We start from the raw sequence: 15,516 nt of genomic DNA on the forward strand, positions 1-15,516 counted from the left end.
TATGCAGGAAACTTGATCTGAATTTAACGGACGATCACATCAACCGCTTGGTATGCCCTTAATCCAGGGGCATACCTAAAAATTAGCGTTACGGCTTAATCTTTCTAAGAAAAAACGTAATTTAAAGAAAAAGAACATGAAAAGAAGAAAATCTTACGTAACTCAATTTTCCGCGATAACAATTTAACTTAAAGTCTTTCCGGCAAAGGGTGTTTAGCTCTTTAAGAACTTATAGGGTCGAGTTATTATCACACTCCTATTACCATATCTTTCACCGTCAAGTCAAAAGTTTTACCAATTTACTCTTGGCTTGGACTGACGCTTTAAACTCCGTTCCCGTAAACAACGCTCTAGTATCTTCATCCAATATCTTTTGCCCGGGCGGGATGATTATGCTTAATGTCATGGATATAAAAAATTTACAGACACGCTGTTGATCTTTACCTTTCTGAAACCTATGATGTACATAATAACGCATACGATTTTCTGAGGATATGAGCTGTCTGCCGAATGCCGATCTGGCTTTACTACATGTGCCATAAAGCTCATGGAATCGACAGAGAAAGTGTAGCGTCCCATTGGCATGAAATTTGCCTGTCTTGTGGTGTACGTTTCTCATGCCAATAGCGCTTGTTAATCACCGCTTTGCAGAGAGAACCTGCGAGTAATCCGTGCAGAGTTGCTCCATAATTATTACATATGCAAGCAGAATAAGGAGGACACCGTGATAAGTTATCAGAATGCCAATACTCTTCTCAGAGAATTTTCTCTTCAGGAAGAAATTGAACTCCTAGAGCTTGATGAAGACAATTACTGTCAGCTCGTTTCTGCCGATGAGCATGTGGTGCATATCCGTTTTGACGAAGAGCTTGGCACTTTAATCGTCTTCGGCAGCATAGGCACCCTTTCCAAGGATGAGGAAATCTCAAAACGCGAAATGCGCGCCCTACTCACATCAAACCTCATGTGGCAGGATACCATGGGAGCAACTATCACCCTAGCTCCGGAAAGCGACACGGTTCTTCTTCAGCAGATGTGGCTGCCGGAACTGGCTACGGTGGAAAAACTCAGCGCCTTTCTGCAGTCCTTCGTTCTTCTGCTCACTTTTTGGGAAAAGCGCTTCTCAGAACTTAGCGATGAGCTTATGGAGAGAGAACAGCCATTTTACGTCTGGGGATAGGAGGGGAATATGCCAATTATCGATTCCATGTCGCATCTCAGAACCCTTAGCCAGACTCAAGGGAGCTTTATCCGCCTTAACCGGAACAATGCACAGCTCACGACATCCACAACCAAAGCCCATTTCTGGCAACGATCTCTGCGTAAAGCCGAGAAAGATGAAAGCCGAGCAGCTGCAGAACGTGTACGCGACAGTGTTTGCGCACACTGCGGTAAGGCTGCGGGCACTATTCTTTTCAATCGATACATTGGTGAAAAGAGCCTGCAGGGCGCTCGCTTCACAGGCAGCAGTCTGGCAAAACTTCTGGACGCGGCCAGTAGGCACAATGTTGCTTACATAAGTGACAAATTGCGGGATTTCGCCGGCTCCAGAGCACTCTTGCCGGAAATACAGCAGGAATTGAACCGTTTTGGCGCTAACGAAGATGATTTCATGAGTCTTATGCAACAGACCATCGGAATTCTTGAGGGTGATTTTTTCAGCGACGAGGAGGTTGCGCAGGCGTCAGCCAGGCTGATTACTGTTCAACAGAATCTCGTTCAGCTGCAGAACTCCCTGTCTGCATTTCAAAACAGACTGCAGCATGGTGCACCGGGCGTACCGCATCTGCAGAGCTGTGTAACAGGCCTCATCGGAGAACTGCGCGGTAAAGCCGACATGCTTATTGCACAGGAAGAACAGAATCCTTTTTCAGGCAAAAATGTCCGTACTGCTTTTAAGCAGATTTATGCGGCATATGAAATAGTTATAAACCGTGAGATTACGCGCCTCAATCAGGAGCTTACCGGAGCTTCTCCGCAGCAGGCTGCGCTTTTAAACAGGCAGACCAATGATCTTAACGATTTGCTTCAAAGAGTGCAGTCCGACAGAGTCAGCCCTCCGGCAATGCAGAATGTGCCCGACGGTACTAGAAGAGTTTCTCAAAGTGTTCTCGATGCATTCAGGAAGCTTCCCCAGACCCTCGGCAAGGAGCTGCACAATATTCTTCCTACCCTGTCACCAGGCAGACTGGCCAAGGATATCAAGGCTGCGCATGTTCAAGTGCTTAACTCACAGCCGTGGAACGTCATTCAGCGCGATGTGCAGTACTTAGGGCAGGCTGGAGTCAGCGTAACGGCGAGATCCACTATAACGCCTGCCCGGCATATCGGTATCATCGGTCAAACCATGGCACGAGATAACCTTCAAGGCGTTTCCTGCGGCGACAGAGGACAGGAAAGACATGCGGTGAATCTTGCCAGTACGGAAATAAGCGTAGGCGGCACAACCCTATTTAGAGGGCTCCGTCACGGAGTCAACAGCGCGTACACGCTGACAAATCCGGTTGATCGCATGCAGGCCAACAACACCAGAGCCTTGGAAATTTTTACCGCGGCAGTGCAGAGTTCTCCCGAACTTTTGCAGAAAGCACAGGCAGCCCAACCCGGAGATATAATTGATTTACCCCTGCTTTCCACCAGTCTGCTCACTCCCGACGTTTGGCGTCGCTTTGGAGGCGGAGCAGAAAAAAACCATCTCCGAGAACAGTGCAACGCGTGGCAGGAAGCCTGTCAGGGAGGACTGTGCCAGATTAGCGTATCCATTGCTGGCCAGACAAAAACTGTAACGGTGCGTCCTGATGTGATCACCTTTAATTTCGGAGTGAATACTGGAGCGCAGAGTACGGGAAAGACCCTTTTTGGCGGCTGGGGTACCTCGATGCAATATAACGAACAGGCCATGGCCAAACTCTTCGGCACTAAGCCAGACTGGCAGGGTGGCGTTGTAGCGCAGTATCTTAACCAACCGGGCGTTCCTAACAAAAACAAGCAAATTGTTGCCGATCTGCGCAGCCAGATCATAGATTTATGGGAAAACGAGGGCTTCAAAGAGACCGGCGAGGATCCCTACCGTCTGCCAGCTCGTCTCGCTATGTTGGGACATATCATGGGAATGATGCCGCTGTTTAACTGCAAGAGCGGTAAGGACCGTACCGGTCAAATGGACGTAGCCTGCAAGACTCTCGCTCTGCAAATATATGAACGTAACGGACGTATTCCCCCGCTTAATCATCCTAGAACCAGCATGGATAAACAAATATTCCAGCAGGTGGCCATCAACGGCGGCAATCTTGAAATGCAGCGCATGAACACTGGATTGGCAGGGTTTAAGACTTCAGGAGTGAAAGGACTGGACAGACTTTTTTCCGAAAGCGCTAAAGAAATGCACCGCGGACTTAGCCATTATGTCGAAGTCTGAATGCAGCTAAATAGTAACCTGTGCCAGGCTGTCTAAAATGCGCCGAAGATTTCAGCCTGATCATACGGCACAGGTTTGGTTATTAAAAAAGATCAGATGCTAATTCTTATCTTTTAGGACGTATATCATTGTGAGTAAAAATTCTGTTTTAGATCCGGCATTTTTTGCCGTTCAATATATTACAGGATAATAGATATTTGATCACCACCGCATGAGAAAGCAAAAAAAGATAGCGCCGTAATGATTACCCCACAGCTTAGTTCTAACATTAGAATCATTTCTCTTACGGATAATCATGATAACTTTGGAAATTACTTCTTCAATGTTCAGTCCGTACGTCGTATTAATTGCTTCAATGATTTGAGATAATTTTTTCTCATTTTCTATTAAATTAAAGATTGTAAAAACCCGTGATGTAACAATCGAATCGCTTATTACTTTAAATCTCAAAGAGTGACAGCAATCTGCAGTTTTTACACTTTTAGAAAGCTCCTTCCTAAAATTATTTAGGAAGGAGGAATTATGAAATTCTTTACGACGCTTCCTTTAAACGTCTTACCTGTTCTTTTACTAAGGTAAGTTCCAGATCGGTTAACTTCTTTAAATCCGCGTCAATCTGAGCCATTTCCTCATCTGTAGCATCACCTGATCCCAATCTTTTTGTTTTTAAAGACTCCAGCTTCTCTTTTTGAACGGAAAGCTCGGAAAGACAGTTTTCCAAATCTGCATCACTGATGCTCTCAGGAGTTACCTGCTGACCATTCTGCATTGTTCCTGCATGAGCCTGAGTCGGGAAAAGCATGCTGTAAAGCATCATACCGGTCATGGAACCCATCATAGAACTTAAAAAAGGAGAACCGCCTCCCTGATATGCTGCAGCTCCTGCACGCCCCTGACCGCCGAAATTTGCTCCATAATTGGAATTGGATCTGCCTGCAGAAGTTGAATTAAAATCAGCATCTTTTGACGCTGTGTTCGCTGAACTGTTAGAAGAATTAGATTTAGCACCTGAAGATGAGTTTCTCGGATTTACAGTCAAGGCCCTTGAAGAAGATCCTGAGCCTCTATTAAAAAATCCGCTTGATCTTGAAAATCCGCCGCGAAATCCGCGAACTTCCATACTCGGAGTTGCTAATGCCGAAAATGCAGAGCTCAAAGCATTGCTGATAGGATTTGCTTTTACAGTACTAAAGCTTATAGATAAAGTAAAAGCTGACGCTAAAACAAAAACAGTCGTTTTTTTCACAAAAGGCTCCAAATGTTTACTTAAAAAAAGTTAATTTTCTGAATTATATCATGGAGTTTTTAGGCCTAAAACGACTGCTTTGCCACTACAAACAAAATACGGATTACCGATATCTTAAATGATTAAACATATACCAATCAAAAAGAGATAAATAATTATTCCAAATAATTCAAATTTTTGATATCTAACAGATATAGTGAAAAAGATCGCTCTTAATAATTTAAAAATTTTTTAAAATATGACATCAATAATTTTATTTAAGTGAGATTTTTACATGTATACAAAACAATCTTTAGAAGCGCTTTTAGCTGCCGAAAAAAATTTCGTGTTTTCTAAATTTGATATGGAAGATGCGTACAAATTGGGAAGTATGCTCTTTGAACAAGGTAAAAAAGAGCCTAAGCCCATTGCCGTCAGAATCATTCTTGATGACTTAATTGTTTATCAGGCTTTCCAGCCGGGAACAAACGCGGAAAACAATCGCTGGATGGATAAGAAGTGCAACACAGTAAGACGTACACACGGCTGATCTTTAAAAGAAGCCGTATTACATGAACTTGAAGGCGTTCATGAAGAATGGCAAAAAGATGATTTCCATTATGCCTTCTGCGGCGGCGGATTCCCCATAATGGTTAACGGAGATTTTCGCGGTATTGCCTGCATTTCAGGTCTGCCTCATCTTCAGGATCACCGTTGCCTTACAGAAGTTATTGCCAAATTCTTGGGTAAAGATCCCATTCTGATCCCTGTAGAAAATTAATCTTAATAAAGAGACAGCGATAGTATTTTTATCTTTGTCTCTTTATGAAATTCTCAAAAAATCTCTGCGTTATTTGTTTTTTCTTTTACTTGTTAATTTCTTGAGTTTCCGTGATAAAAATTTAACGCCAAGTTTTTCCGGCAAAGGATTCGATTTAATTTTTCACTTCGGAAAATCGAGTTAATTTTCTAAATTCTTCATTATTGGGCGTCAAATCCGACAGACTGTATCGAGCACGAGTAACCGACACATAATAAAGATTCAACTCCTGCTGAAATTCTTGTGCAGTCATACTATGGCTTTTCTTTCCTTTTCGTTTTCTTTTTCTCAGCACAATTTTATCGTGTGCTTCTGCTAAATCTACGAAATCATCACCAATCTGCACATCATCCCATTCAAGGCCTTTAGCGGTATGAGCAGTGGTTATTACATGAGTAGCTTGCAAGTTATCTGCAATTTGACAAGCTTTTTTATATATATCAAAAAGTCGGTTGTCAAAATTGTCAACCAATTTTAAATTAGCTGATATTTCAGCATCATCACAATCATCAGCGTAATTTGACAACTCCGCCCAAGACGAAAACTTTTTCAACCATGAAAATTCATGTGTTATTTTGTCAAAGCGTTTATTTTTAAAGGCAAGCAAACTCAAGGCACATCCGAAAATAGCAGAAGCTGATCTTATCAAACGAAAATATCGGATGTCTTTTTCGTCAAGTTTACTTATACGAGTAATAATTCCGGCATTGGTTCTATATATTTCACAATAACTGTGAATTTCTCCCGTTAACCCTACCTTGGACTTCATCGGCACAAAATTTTCCTTATATAAAGAAAAACGCTGTAAAAAGTAATTGGCCCTATCCAATACAGATTGAACGGATCTGAATGAATAAGAAAGATGCAATGTTGTATCGGCAACAGCACTTTCCAATGCGTTAAATGCTCCTCTGAAGCCGTAAATTGACTGATGGGAATCCCCTACCAAAATTCTTCGACAGTTATTATCAGTAAATAACGCCATAGTAACAGGATTAGTATCCTGCGCCTCATCCAGTAAAACATACTCATAGTTTTTAAAACGATTAGTATATTCTATCTGATACAGCTTCAAATAAAAGTCATGGGTCATAGAAAGCTTTCCGCTTTTGACCGCTTCAAAAATTTTTCTTACTCCTTGATCATGAGATACTATTTCAGCTGAATAGCAAAAATTACGGAATTTAGAAATTAAAGACGATAACTCATGATATGAAGCATCGGGGAACAGTTCTTTTAAATCAAAAACGTTGTACCCACCTTTAATATTTACTAAATCTTTAGTGCCGTATGTATACGCATACCACTTCCAGGCAAGGCCATGTGTGGTAAAGATCCTTACATTAGGAGGAAAGCGCTTTTTAGCTTCTTCTACAATAGCTTTATTAAAAGCCAAATATAAAAATCTTTTATCTGGATTAGACTTTGCAATTTCTATTAATGCAGATGTTTTACCGGATCCGGCACAAGCCTCAATTTTAAGAGTTTCTTGTGGTTGCATACGCTTTGATGTTTCAATAACGGCTTGCTGCTCTTCGGTAATCATTTATTTGTTATCCTAAAAGATTTTATCGGTAAGCGATTTTAATGAATTTATATATTTTTCAAAAGCCGATATTTAATCATAATTTTTAAACTAAAAATGGTAAACTTCGTCCCTGTTTCTTTAATCTTTCATATAAGACTTTGACCAAAGGATTTAAAATCCATGATTACCTCTCAACCTTTATCTTTCATCGTTAAATCCATTCTCGCCGGGATGCTTATCGGATGCGGCTGCCTAGCCTATGTCGTTATTGAAAATAAATACATAGGATCGTTTTTGTTTTCACTAGGGCTTCTTACTATTATCATCAAAGAATACAACCTCTACACAGGCAAAGTCGGCAATTGGATCCCCAAAGATACGCTGAAGCTTCTTGTCATGTTTTTATTAAATGCATTCGGAACTGCATTAGTGGCTTATTTATTCACTTTTACCAGAGCGAATATAGATGCAATTTACCCTTTGGTGGAAGCGAAGGTAAATGATAATCTTCTTTCAATTTTTATATTGGCATGCGGCTGTGGAGCTATGATGCACATTGCCTGCTTTAATTTTGCTGTTAAAAATCATCCGCTTTATGTCATTATGCCGATTATGTTTTTTATCTTATGCGGATTTGAGCACTGTGTTGCCAACGCTGGATTCTTCGCTATGGCAAAGACGCCGTTGACTTTAGACCTTATTATTAAAATAGCTGTTATGGTTGTGGGAAATGCAATAGGATCTTTAATTTTTGCTCGCCTGATACCTGCTCCAATCATAAAGTAATACATTTATATTTCAGGCATAAATTTGATTACCGCAAAAGTATGCCGGATTTTAGGTTAAAAAGGATAAGCTTGGTAATCTTTTCGAAAAAGACCGGTGCGATAATGAGCAAAGACAGCCCCTTCATTAATTTTGGCAAGGACAATAGAGAAGGACTATTTGCCTTCCTTCAACTCAGCTGACACGTCATAGCCGAACCACTTCTTGGAAATGCGCTCAAACTCACCGTTCTCCTGCACGTCCTTTAAGGCCTTATTGACGAGGTCGACCATCTGTTTGTCGCCCTTGCGCATGGCAATGCCGTAGTACTCGCTGTCATCGGTAGTGATATTGCGGGAGACGATATCCTTGCGGCCGCTGGTGACCATAAAGTAGTCATTGACCGGTCGATCGTTGAGCACAGCAGCACAGCCCTTGCCGATAAGTTCTAAATAGGTCTCAGGCGGGGAGTTAAAGCGCTTGATTTTGGCATTGGGCATGGCCTTTTCCAAGAACACTGCACCTGAAGTACCAAGTTGTACACAAATCTCAGCGTCCTTTAAGTCCTCTAATGTCTTGTATTTATCGGCGTTCTCCGTCAAGGTAAGGAAGGTCAAACCGCAACGGTAATAAGGATCAGAGAAATCGACGCGCTCTGCTCTTTCAGGAGTAATGGTAAAGCCTGAGATGATGAGATCGATATTGTCTGTAATAAGCGTCGGAATAATACTGTCAAAAGGATAGGACTTAATGCTCACCTCAACGCCTCGGCTCTTGCCCATAGCTCGGATTAAATCAACATCAAAGCCGATAAGCTCGCCTTTTGAATCGGTGAAGGTAAAAGGAGCAAAAGCAGCATCACAGCCTACGCGCCATACCTTGTTATTGGCATCGGTTCCGCCTTCGGCAGCCGAAGAGGTACTGATGACGGCCGCGCACAATCCCATAGCAAAGAATCTTAAAAGTCGCTGCATAGCAATTCCTTGTGATAGCGATGGCTCTAGAATAATCAGATAATAGTTTAGCATCAGCAGATAAATTTGCTTTTAGTGCTTTAATTTGGTGCATAACCTACACCAACATTTCCTTAAAGATCTGCCAATAAACTTTTTTGCACTAACATAACACATTTTTAAATACTGAAGGGTCAAGCGTAGAGACAGACCGTTACGCCCTTTTGCTGTACTGCTTGTCAGCTTCCCGGAACATTAAAGAAAGTGATGAGGATGGGCTTGATCTTGAAATAAACATTATGAATCACTGCCGCTTGAGGCAGACTTAAGAGTCTTGGCAAGGCTTAAAGCTGAGAACGGAATTATTGTGTATATGATATTTAAGATGGCTTTTATCAGTAACTTTTTAGGCGATCATGTACATGATGATGCTTTTTTAGATCTGGAGGTCAGATCTTTGACTCGTACACTCGCAGGATTGACCGTCAGGGCTTTACTGCGGATTAGAGCATTGAGGTAAGCCTTACTAATGAAATGCTTGTAAGAACTGGTGTCTAAACATCCGGCATTTTAATGATGCTATGAGCCTTGTCGGGAACATGGGGCTTGGGTGGAATTTTTAGCTTCTACCAAGAATGAAAAAATAGCATCCTGATAAATTACGCAATACCTGTTCCTGCTTATTGCAGCGGCGGAAAAAATGCTCTGCTGACATCTTAATATTTTGCCCATCATTCCGATGTAAACGATCATATATCGGACAACAAAGGACTCCTGACCGTACTTTCTATCAGCGTGATAGTCTTCGCCTTGAAAAGGTGATTTTAGCCGCTTATATTTCTGATAAAAATTATGCTGCTGTAAAGATTTTTGGATATTAAATTTTCTTTAAATAAAACCTATTCATTGTCGTATGTACGGTTGGAACCGGCTGCGGTACACTTTCATATCCTAGCTTTTCATACAAGCACACGGCAACAGCAAGATTAGTATGGGTTTCAAGATAAAGCTGCTCATAGCCGAGTTTTTTAGCGCAAACTTCAACAATCTTCATCATTTCCTTGCTTAATCCCAGTCCCTTTACAGTTTCATCAAGATACAGCTTTTGAAGTTCAGCGCACTTAGGCAAACCTTCAAATTCTGCAAAACCTACTCCTCCCACTACCTTATCGTCTTCATTCGTAACAATAAAATATGCTCTTTTGTCAGAACGTTCAGCATAAAACGTGCTTAAGTGATCAAGCTCCGGATCAAAATACGCGGTTCCCGGAATATCCAAATGAAAGTGCTGTAAATTTGTACGAATGATTTTGGCAATTGCAGCATCGTCTTTTGCTGCAATACTCCTTATTTTGTAGCCTTTTATTAAAAAAACACAATTATTTTTATTCATAAATTCAGCCTTAATAACTATCCAATTTATTAGAGATCTTCTGCTACAACTGTTATGCCGCCTTTAAAAAAACAACCTTTTTATCCATGCTGCTAGTGTAAGCAGTACTTGTTAAGGCTTCTCTCCGTTTAAAACATCTACGGCTTCTTTAATCAGAGCGTAACCGCTTTTGTCTGCTTTAACCACCGTCATACCACAGTTTTTCAGCGGTTGACGTCTCCAAAACTGACTTATACTTAAATTTGCTGATAATGTGACGATTCCGCGAATAAATGCTCCGTGTGAAGTGACTAATATTTTACTGTCATCAGAATAATCCATAGCCATAATCTTATTTAAGAATTGAAGATTGCGGCTTAACAACTCATAAAAGCTTTCCCCGTCTTTTGGCGGAATATAATTTAATGAATCATGAAAAAATCTGTTTAACGGAGCGCTGGGATCACGATCGGTAAGATTAAGACTTTGTCCCTCATAAATTCCGAAAGAAATCTCCTTTAAAAGCGGCTCTACAATAATAGGGGTATTTTTTCCCTTAAGGACGGTTTGTGCGGTAAGCAGAGCTCTTTGCAAAGGACTTGTATAACATGCTGTAAAATCAATATCTTCAAGCAAAGTACAAGCTTTCTGCGCTTGAATTATTCCCTCTTCGTTTAACGGGATATCGGTTTGGCCTTGCATTTTTCTTTCTGCATTCCATACCGTTTTACCGTGCCGCATAAAATAAAGATACATAAAAACCTCTAAAAAATATGAACAAAGCCTCTTATTACATTAAAGGCTGCACACAGCAGCCTTTAAATTACCGTTTAAATTTTTTATTACAGAAACGGCTATTTCTATTACTGCTCATGTTTATGAGCTTCCTCCAATAACTCGATCTTCATCTTATAATAGGCAGGACTCATATCAAGGAAATGATGGTGCGGATTTTCAAAACGCTGCTCTTCAGGCCATATTTCATGCTCAAGCTGATTCTTAACATAAGCTCTTATTTGGTCAAGAGAAGGCGACGGCTTAATTCTCTTACCGTCTATCATGACGGTTTCAAGCATCTGACGCATAGTGCATCCGACAAACGATTTGCTCTTCCACGGTTTATTCGGATCAATAAAAGTATATTCTTTAGTTAAATCCGGAATTTCATCTTCCAATGTAATTAAGTCAGCAACGGCATAACCGCGCTTATCATAAATTCTCCATAGATGTTTTCTTCCGGGGTTGGTAATTTTTTCAACGGTATCCGATACTTTAATCTTGGGAATAAACTTGCCGTTTTCCTTAATCGCAGCAAGTTTATATACAGCTCCGAAAACTGGTTCGCTTCTTGCCGTTATCAATCTTTCACCGACACCGAAAGAATCAATGCATCCGCCCTGATCAAGGATGGAACGAATCGTAAACTCATCAAGGCTGTTTGAAGCAACGATCTTGCAATCGGTAAGCCCGGCAGCATCAAGCACTTTTCTTGCTTCTTTTGATAAGTATGCCAAGTCTCCGGAATCAATTCTAACGCCTTTAAGTCTCTTGCCCTGCGGCTCTAAAACTTCTTTTGCAACTTTTATAGCATTAGGCAGACCTGATGTCATTACATCGTATGTATCAATAAGCAGTATTGAGTTTTGCGGATAGATTTCAACAAAATGCTTAAAGGCCGTATACTCATCTTTATGACACATGATCCAGCTGTGTGCCATGGTGCCGTTTACCGGGATATTGAACATTTTTGCGGCCATAACGGTCGAAGTACTATTAACTCCTCCGATATATGCAGCTCTTGCACCGTACACTGCAGCATCAATGTTATGAGCGCGGCGAGCACCGAAATCAGACACAGGACGACCTTGGGCTGACTGTATAATTCTTTGAGTTTTGGTCGCGATTAATGACTGATGGTTTATTTGAGCCAAGATTGCGGTTTCGATTAATTGAGCATCCATTAAAGGAGCAATTACGGTCAAAACCGGCTCTTTGGGATACATTACACTGCCTTCTGGCATAGCCATAATCGTACCGCGGAATCTGTAATTTATAAGAGAATCTAAAAACTCATCGTTATAGAGATTTAAAGATTTGAAATAATCAATATCATCTTGAGTAAAATGAAAATCTTCAAGAAAATCTAAAACCTGTTCAAGACCGGCAAAAATAGCAAATCCGCCGCCGTCAGGATTTCGTCTGTAAAAAACGTCAAAAGCAACTAAATTGTCTGCCGTGTTCTCAAGATAGTATCCGTTTGACATAGTCATTGAATACAAATCCATTAACATGGATAAATTTCTGGCCTTAAACTGCTCCATGTAGAATCTCTCCTGCGTATTGCAAGTTCTTTAATATTATCGACGGCATGGCATACAGCATATTTATGTTAAGCAAAAGCTATTCTTTATTATCAATAACCGTCAGTTTTAAGCAGAAACGATTCGGGATTTTGAATTATTTATAGTTAAAATTTTAATGCCCTTAAATAAAGATAAAACAAATGCTTTATCTGAGTTACCGTTTCAGTGATGAAGTTCATTATTTTAATCTTACAAATAAGAAAGCGTATATTTTTCTTCTAATTTTTTACACTTGATCACTGATACTTTGCGTATTTTTACGAAAAGTAGAAAATATCACGTTAATTTTTCATAATTCTTTGCGTTTAGTATCTACTTTTTTAAACATATTTAAATTTTATTAAGCCATAGTATCTATAAATATGTAGAATAAATAGTTTTAAGTGCGATCAATATAATTCGCACGTTTTTTAACGCATACACTTTACAACTGGCAACTTCGCCAAACCGATATTTTGAATATCAGGCAAGGCGCATAAACATAATGTGTTTTCAAACGTTGTCAGAATAATACGTAAATAAGCAACAGGTGTTTTATGCAACCAACCAATAAAAATCGTTTTATTCCGATAGGACTGATGCTGTTTGCACTTTTCTTCGGCGCCGGTAACCTTATTTTCCCGGCATCAATGGGACAAGCTGCAGGTGACAATGTCTGGTGGGCTTTACTGGGTTTCTGTATCACCGGTGTTGGTCTCCCGCTTATAGCCGTTATGGCAATCGGTTACTCAGGTGAATTCAGTCTGCAGCATGTCGCAAGACGTATTCATCCTTCTTTTGCAGTTTTCTACACTGTAGTCTGCTATATGTCTATCGGACCGTGCTTTGCCGTACCGAGAACCGGAACCGTTTCTTATGAAATCGCAATTCGTCCGTTCCTCTCTGATGAAAGCGCATCTATCGGTCTGCCGATATTCTTGGCTATATTCTTTATTATTTCAGGCTGGCTTGCCGCTACGCCGTCAAAGCTTGTAGATCGTATCGGCAAATTCCTTACTCCGGCCTTGGTATTAACTATTGTTATTTTTATCGTTCAGTCATTTATCACCCCGTTAGGAATGCCGCAAACTCCTGCAGCGCCTTACGCCACTCCGTTTAAAGCTGTTGTTCAAGGAATTCTTGACGGATATAACACTCTGGATGCCATCGCAGCACTGGTATTTGCTTCATTGGTAATTAAAGCCGTTCAGGCTACAGGTTTCTCAGCACCTTCTGAAGTAACCCGTGAAGTATATAAATCGAGCTTTGTTGCCGCTCCTTTGCTTGCCGTTATATACATTTTTATTGCCAAAATCGGCGCTGAAAGCGTATCTGCAATCGGCATTCAGGAAACGGGTGCTCCTATTTTGGCGGAAAGTGCCAAGATTTTCTTCGGACAAGCCGGTGCCATGCTGTTATCGGCAATGGTATTGCTGGCCTGTCTTACCACCAGCATAGGTCTTATCAGCTGCTGTGCTTATTACATCAAAGATCTTACCGGTAAATTCCATTACATTACCTGGGTAGTGATTTTTACGATTGTTTCGTATTTAATCGGTCTTTTCGGACTTAAGACCATTATCGTATCAACGATTCCGGTTTTGATGTTCATCTATCCGATTTGCGTTGCATTAGTATTTTTGATTTTTATCGACAAGTTCATCGGCCGTCGCCGCTGCGTTTATGCATGGACCATCGGTTTGACCTTTATCATGGCACTGTATAACGGTCTGCAAACTGCTAAAATCGCCTTGGGCGGTCTTGATGAAATTATCAACAACTGGGTTCCACTCCAATCTTATGGTTTAGGATGGATACCATTTGCAATTGTCGGTTTTGTTCTCGGATTAATTAATAAATGGATTAAACCGGTTCGTATCTAATTTATCTTATTTTGTCGTAAGGCCGCTTTTTCCGCGGCCTTTTTTATATTAAGTGAATTTCATTTTATACCTTTGCATAACTATGCAAACACTAAGTTTTATCCATTAACATCTTAGAAAAAACTCATATAAAAACATAAGGAGTCTTTAAATGAAAAACAAGATAAAAATACTGCTTATCTCTTTAAGCATGGTATTAATTCCACTTGGCACTTACGCAGCAAGCGACTTAAGTTCTTCAGACGGGTATCAGCAATATTCATATACTTGTCCAAACGGCTATTCCCGCAGTGATTGTCCTTATTACAAGGAACAAGACAGATTTAACGGAAGAGGCTACTATCGCGAAGGAAGGCATCACGGACGCGGACATCATCACAGAGGTTATTTTAACTAGTGCTTCTTTGCAGACAGATTATAAGAAATATCAACATGCGACATAATAACGTCGACTGTATGTCGTCCATCCAAGACGCAGGCTAACCATGATTTTTTATTCATGTGCCATGCCGGTATGAAATTTACGCCGTCAACTAAACGTGCAACATCTTCTTTTGTGTGATGCAAAAGTAAAATCTCAGTTTTATACGACGGATCGGGCTTAACTTTAAGTACCAATTTATCCGTCGAAACAGCAATAATCAAACCGTACCATTTGCGTGTTTTTTCATTACGTAAAACGGCAGCCTGCAAATCGTCCCACGGATACTCAGGAACGGTTCCGTATCTTTTTTCACATAAAGACAGCACTTCAAGACTTTGACATAAAGAAAGACGGCTTTTTACGGAACAACTGTTAATGATATCTGCAAATATTTCGTTTACCGTAAAACGGATTTTCCCTACAAACTCACCGCTTGCTTTAGATGTTAAATATAGAGTATACGGGTCACCGGTTTCGATATCTATAACGCAAGGTACAAGAGTATTTTCCTTGAGTAAAGCTTCAACTTTAAGATACATTCCGGTACCTGAAAATTCAGAATAGAAGCTTTTAGTTAGAAGGTTGTCGCTAGCCTCATCAGGTATGAACCCATGCGAAATCAGAAGCTTTCTATCTAGATTTTTATTTTTTAAAAGTTCAAGCGATGATAAAAGCATTTTTTAAAACCGAACTTAACCGTTAAGCGATTTTTCTCTTAAATTACCGTGGTATTCGCCCTCTACAATCGTCCCGATTGGATATTTCGCGCAAAGTGATCCGGTAAAA

General features: G+C 40.5%; 14 protein-coding genes and 1 pseudogene. 7 read left to right on the forward strand and 8 right to left on the reverse strand.

The window, feature by feature from the left end; all coding sequences use genetic code 11:
• Positions 1-402 precede the first annotated feature (402 nt).
• A complete protein-coding gene (locus HMPREF9444_RS10880) occupies positions 403-585 on the reverse strand; it encodes a hypothetical protein (RefSeq protein ID WP_148514287.1) in 183 nt (60 codons plus the stop codon).
• 139 nt (positions 586-724) lie between these two features.
• On the opposite strand from HMPREF9444_RS10880, the gene HMPREF9444_RS00330 reads away from it, so the two are divergent.
• Both HMPREF9444_RS00330 and HMPREF9444_RS00335 read left to right on the forward strand, forming a co-directional pair.
• Complete coding sequence (locus HMPREF9444_RS00330) at positions 725-1,180, forward strand: type III secretion system chaperone (RefSeq protein WP_009142296.1); 456 nt, start codon at positions 725-727, stop codon at positions 1,178-1,180.
• Between the two features lie 432 nt (positions 1,181-1,612).
• On the forward strand, positions 1,613-3,418 hold the full coding sequence (locus HMPREF9444_RS00335) for an inositol phosphate phosphatase SopB (protein WP_198002739.1): 1,806 nt from the start codon (positions 1,613-1,615) through the stop codon (positions 3,416-3,418).
• Positions 3,419-3,950: 532 nt separating this feature from the next.
• Here HMPREF9444_RS00335 and HMPREF9444_RS00340 read toward each other — a convergent pair.
• Complete coding sequence (locus tag HMPREF9444_RS00340) at positions 3,951-4,664, reverse strand: hypothetical protein (RefSeq protein WP_040908987.1); 714 nt, start codon at positions 4,662-4,664, stop codon at positions 3,951-3,953.
• 343 nt (positions 4,665-5,007) lie between these two features.
• Here HMPREF9444_RS00340 and HMPREF9444_RS11175 point away from each other — a divergent pair.
• Positions 5,008-5,424, forward strand: a pseudogene (locus HMPREF9444_RS11175) (heme-binding protein).
• 154 nt (positions 5,425-5,578) lie between these two features.
• Here the strand turns inward: HMPREF9444_RS11175 and HMPREF9444_RS00350 are convergent.
• Positions 5,579-7,009: a UvrD-helicase domain-containing protein gene (locus HMPREF9444_RS00350; protein ID WP_009142303.1), complete on the reverse strand. Its 1,431-nt coding sequence runs from the start codon at positions 7,007-7,009 to the stop codon at positions 5,579-5,581.
• A 162-nt stretch (positions 7,010-7,171) separates the two neighbouring features.
• Here HMPREF9444_RS00350 and HMPREF9444_RS00355 point away from each other — a divergent pair, with 162 nt between their 5' ends.
• Positions 7,172-7,777, forward strand: coding sequence for a formate/nitrite transporter family protein (locus HMPREF9444_RS00355; RefSeq protein WP_009142304.1), 606 nt, complete (start codon positions 7,172-7,174; stop codon positions 7,775-7,777).
• A 155-nt stretch (positions 7,778-7,932) separates the two neighbouring features.
• Here the strand turns inward: HMPREF9444_RS00355 and HMPREF9444_RS00360 are convergent, their stop codons facing one another.
• On the reverse strand, positions 7,933-8,730 hold the full coding sequence (locus HMPREF9444_RS00360) for a basic amino acid ABC transporter substrate-binding protein (protein ID WP_050778961.1): 798 nt from the start codon (positions 8,728-8,730) through the stop codon (positions 7,933-7,935).
• Between the two features lie 364 nt (positions 8,731-9,094).
• On the opposite strand from HMPREF9444_RS00360, the gene HMPREF9444_RS11305 reads away from it, so the two are divergent.
• The gene (locus HMPREF9444_RS11305; RefSeq protein ID WP_267902405.1) at positions 9,095-9,229 is read left to right on the forward strand and encodes a hypothetical protein; all 135 of its coding nucleotides are present in this window, start codon (positions 9,095-9,097) and stop codon (positions 9,227-9,229) included.
• Between the two features lie 357 nt (positions 9,230-9,586).
• Here HMPREF9444_RS11305 and HMPREF9444_RS00365 read toward each other — a convergent pair whose 3' ends face one another.
• From HMPREF9444_RS00365 to HMPREF9444_RS00375, 3 genes are all read right to left on the reverse strand, one after another.
• Positions 9,587-10,102, reverse strand: coding sequence for a GNAT family N-acetyltransferase (locus tag HMPREF9444_RS00365; protein WP_009142308.1), 516 nt, complete (start codon positions 10,100-10,102; stop codon positions 9,587-9,589).
• Between the two features lie 111 nt (positions 10,103-10,213).
• On the reverse strand, positions 10,214-10,837 hold the full coding sequence (locus HMPREF9444_RS00370; RefSeq protein ID WP_009142309.1) for a histidine phosphatase family protein: 624 nt from the start codon (positions 10,835-10,837) through the stop codon (positions 10,214-10,216).
• A 107-nt stretch (positions 10,838-10,944) separates the two neighbouring features.
• On the reverse strand, positions 10,945-12,402 hold the full coding sequence (locus HMPREF9444_RS00375) for a nicotinate phosphoribosyltransferase (protein ID WP_009142310.1): 1,458 nt from the start codon (positions 12,400-12,402) through the stop codon (positions 10,945-10,947).
• A gap of 578 nt (positions 12,403-12,980) precedes the next feature.
• Here HMPREF9444_RS00375 and brnQ point away from each other — a divergent pair.
• Together brnQ and HMPREF9444_RS00385 are read left to right on the forward strand one after the other, a co-directional pair.
• Entirely contained in the window at positions 12,981-14,306 is a 1,326-nt protein-coding gene (gene brnQ / locus HMPREF9444_RS00380; RefSeq protein WP_009142311.1) for a branched-chain amino acid transport system II carrier protein, read from the forward strand.
• Between the two features lie 151 nt (positions 14,307-14,457).
• Positions 14,458-14,703 (forward strand): hypothetical protein, encoded by a 246-nt coding sequence (locus HMPREF9444_RS00385; protein ID WP_009142312.1) that lies wholly within the window; start codon positions 14,458-14,460, stop codon positions 14,701-14,703.
• Here the strand turns inward: HMPREF9444_RS00385 and HMPREF9444_RS00390 are convergent.
• A complete protein-coding gene (locus HMPREF9444_RS00390) occupies positions 14,700-15,407 on the reverse strand; it encodes an MmcQ/YjbR family DNA-binding protein (protein WP_009142313.1) in 708 nt (235 codons plus the stop codon). The two genes, HMPREF9444_RS00385 and HMPREF9444_RS00390, sit on opposite strands and share 4 nt — an antisense overlap.
• Positions 15,408-15,516 lie beyond the last annotated feature (109 nt).

It is taken from the genome of Succinatimonas hippei YIT 12066 (assembly GCF_000188195.1).
GTDB lineage: Bacteria > Pseudomonadota > Gammaproteobacteria > Enterobacterales > Succinivibrionaceae > Succinatimonas > Succinatimonas hippei.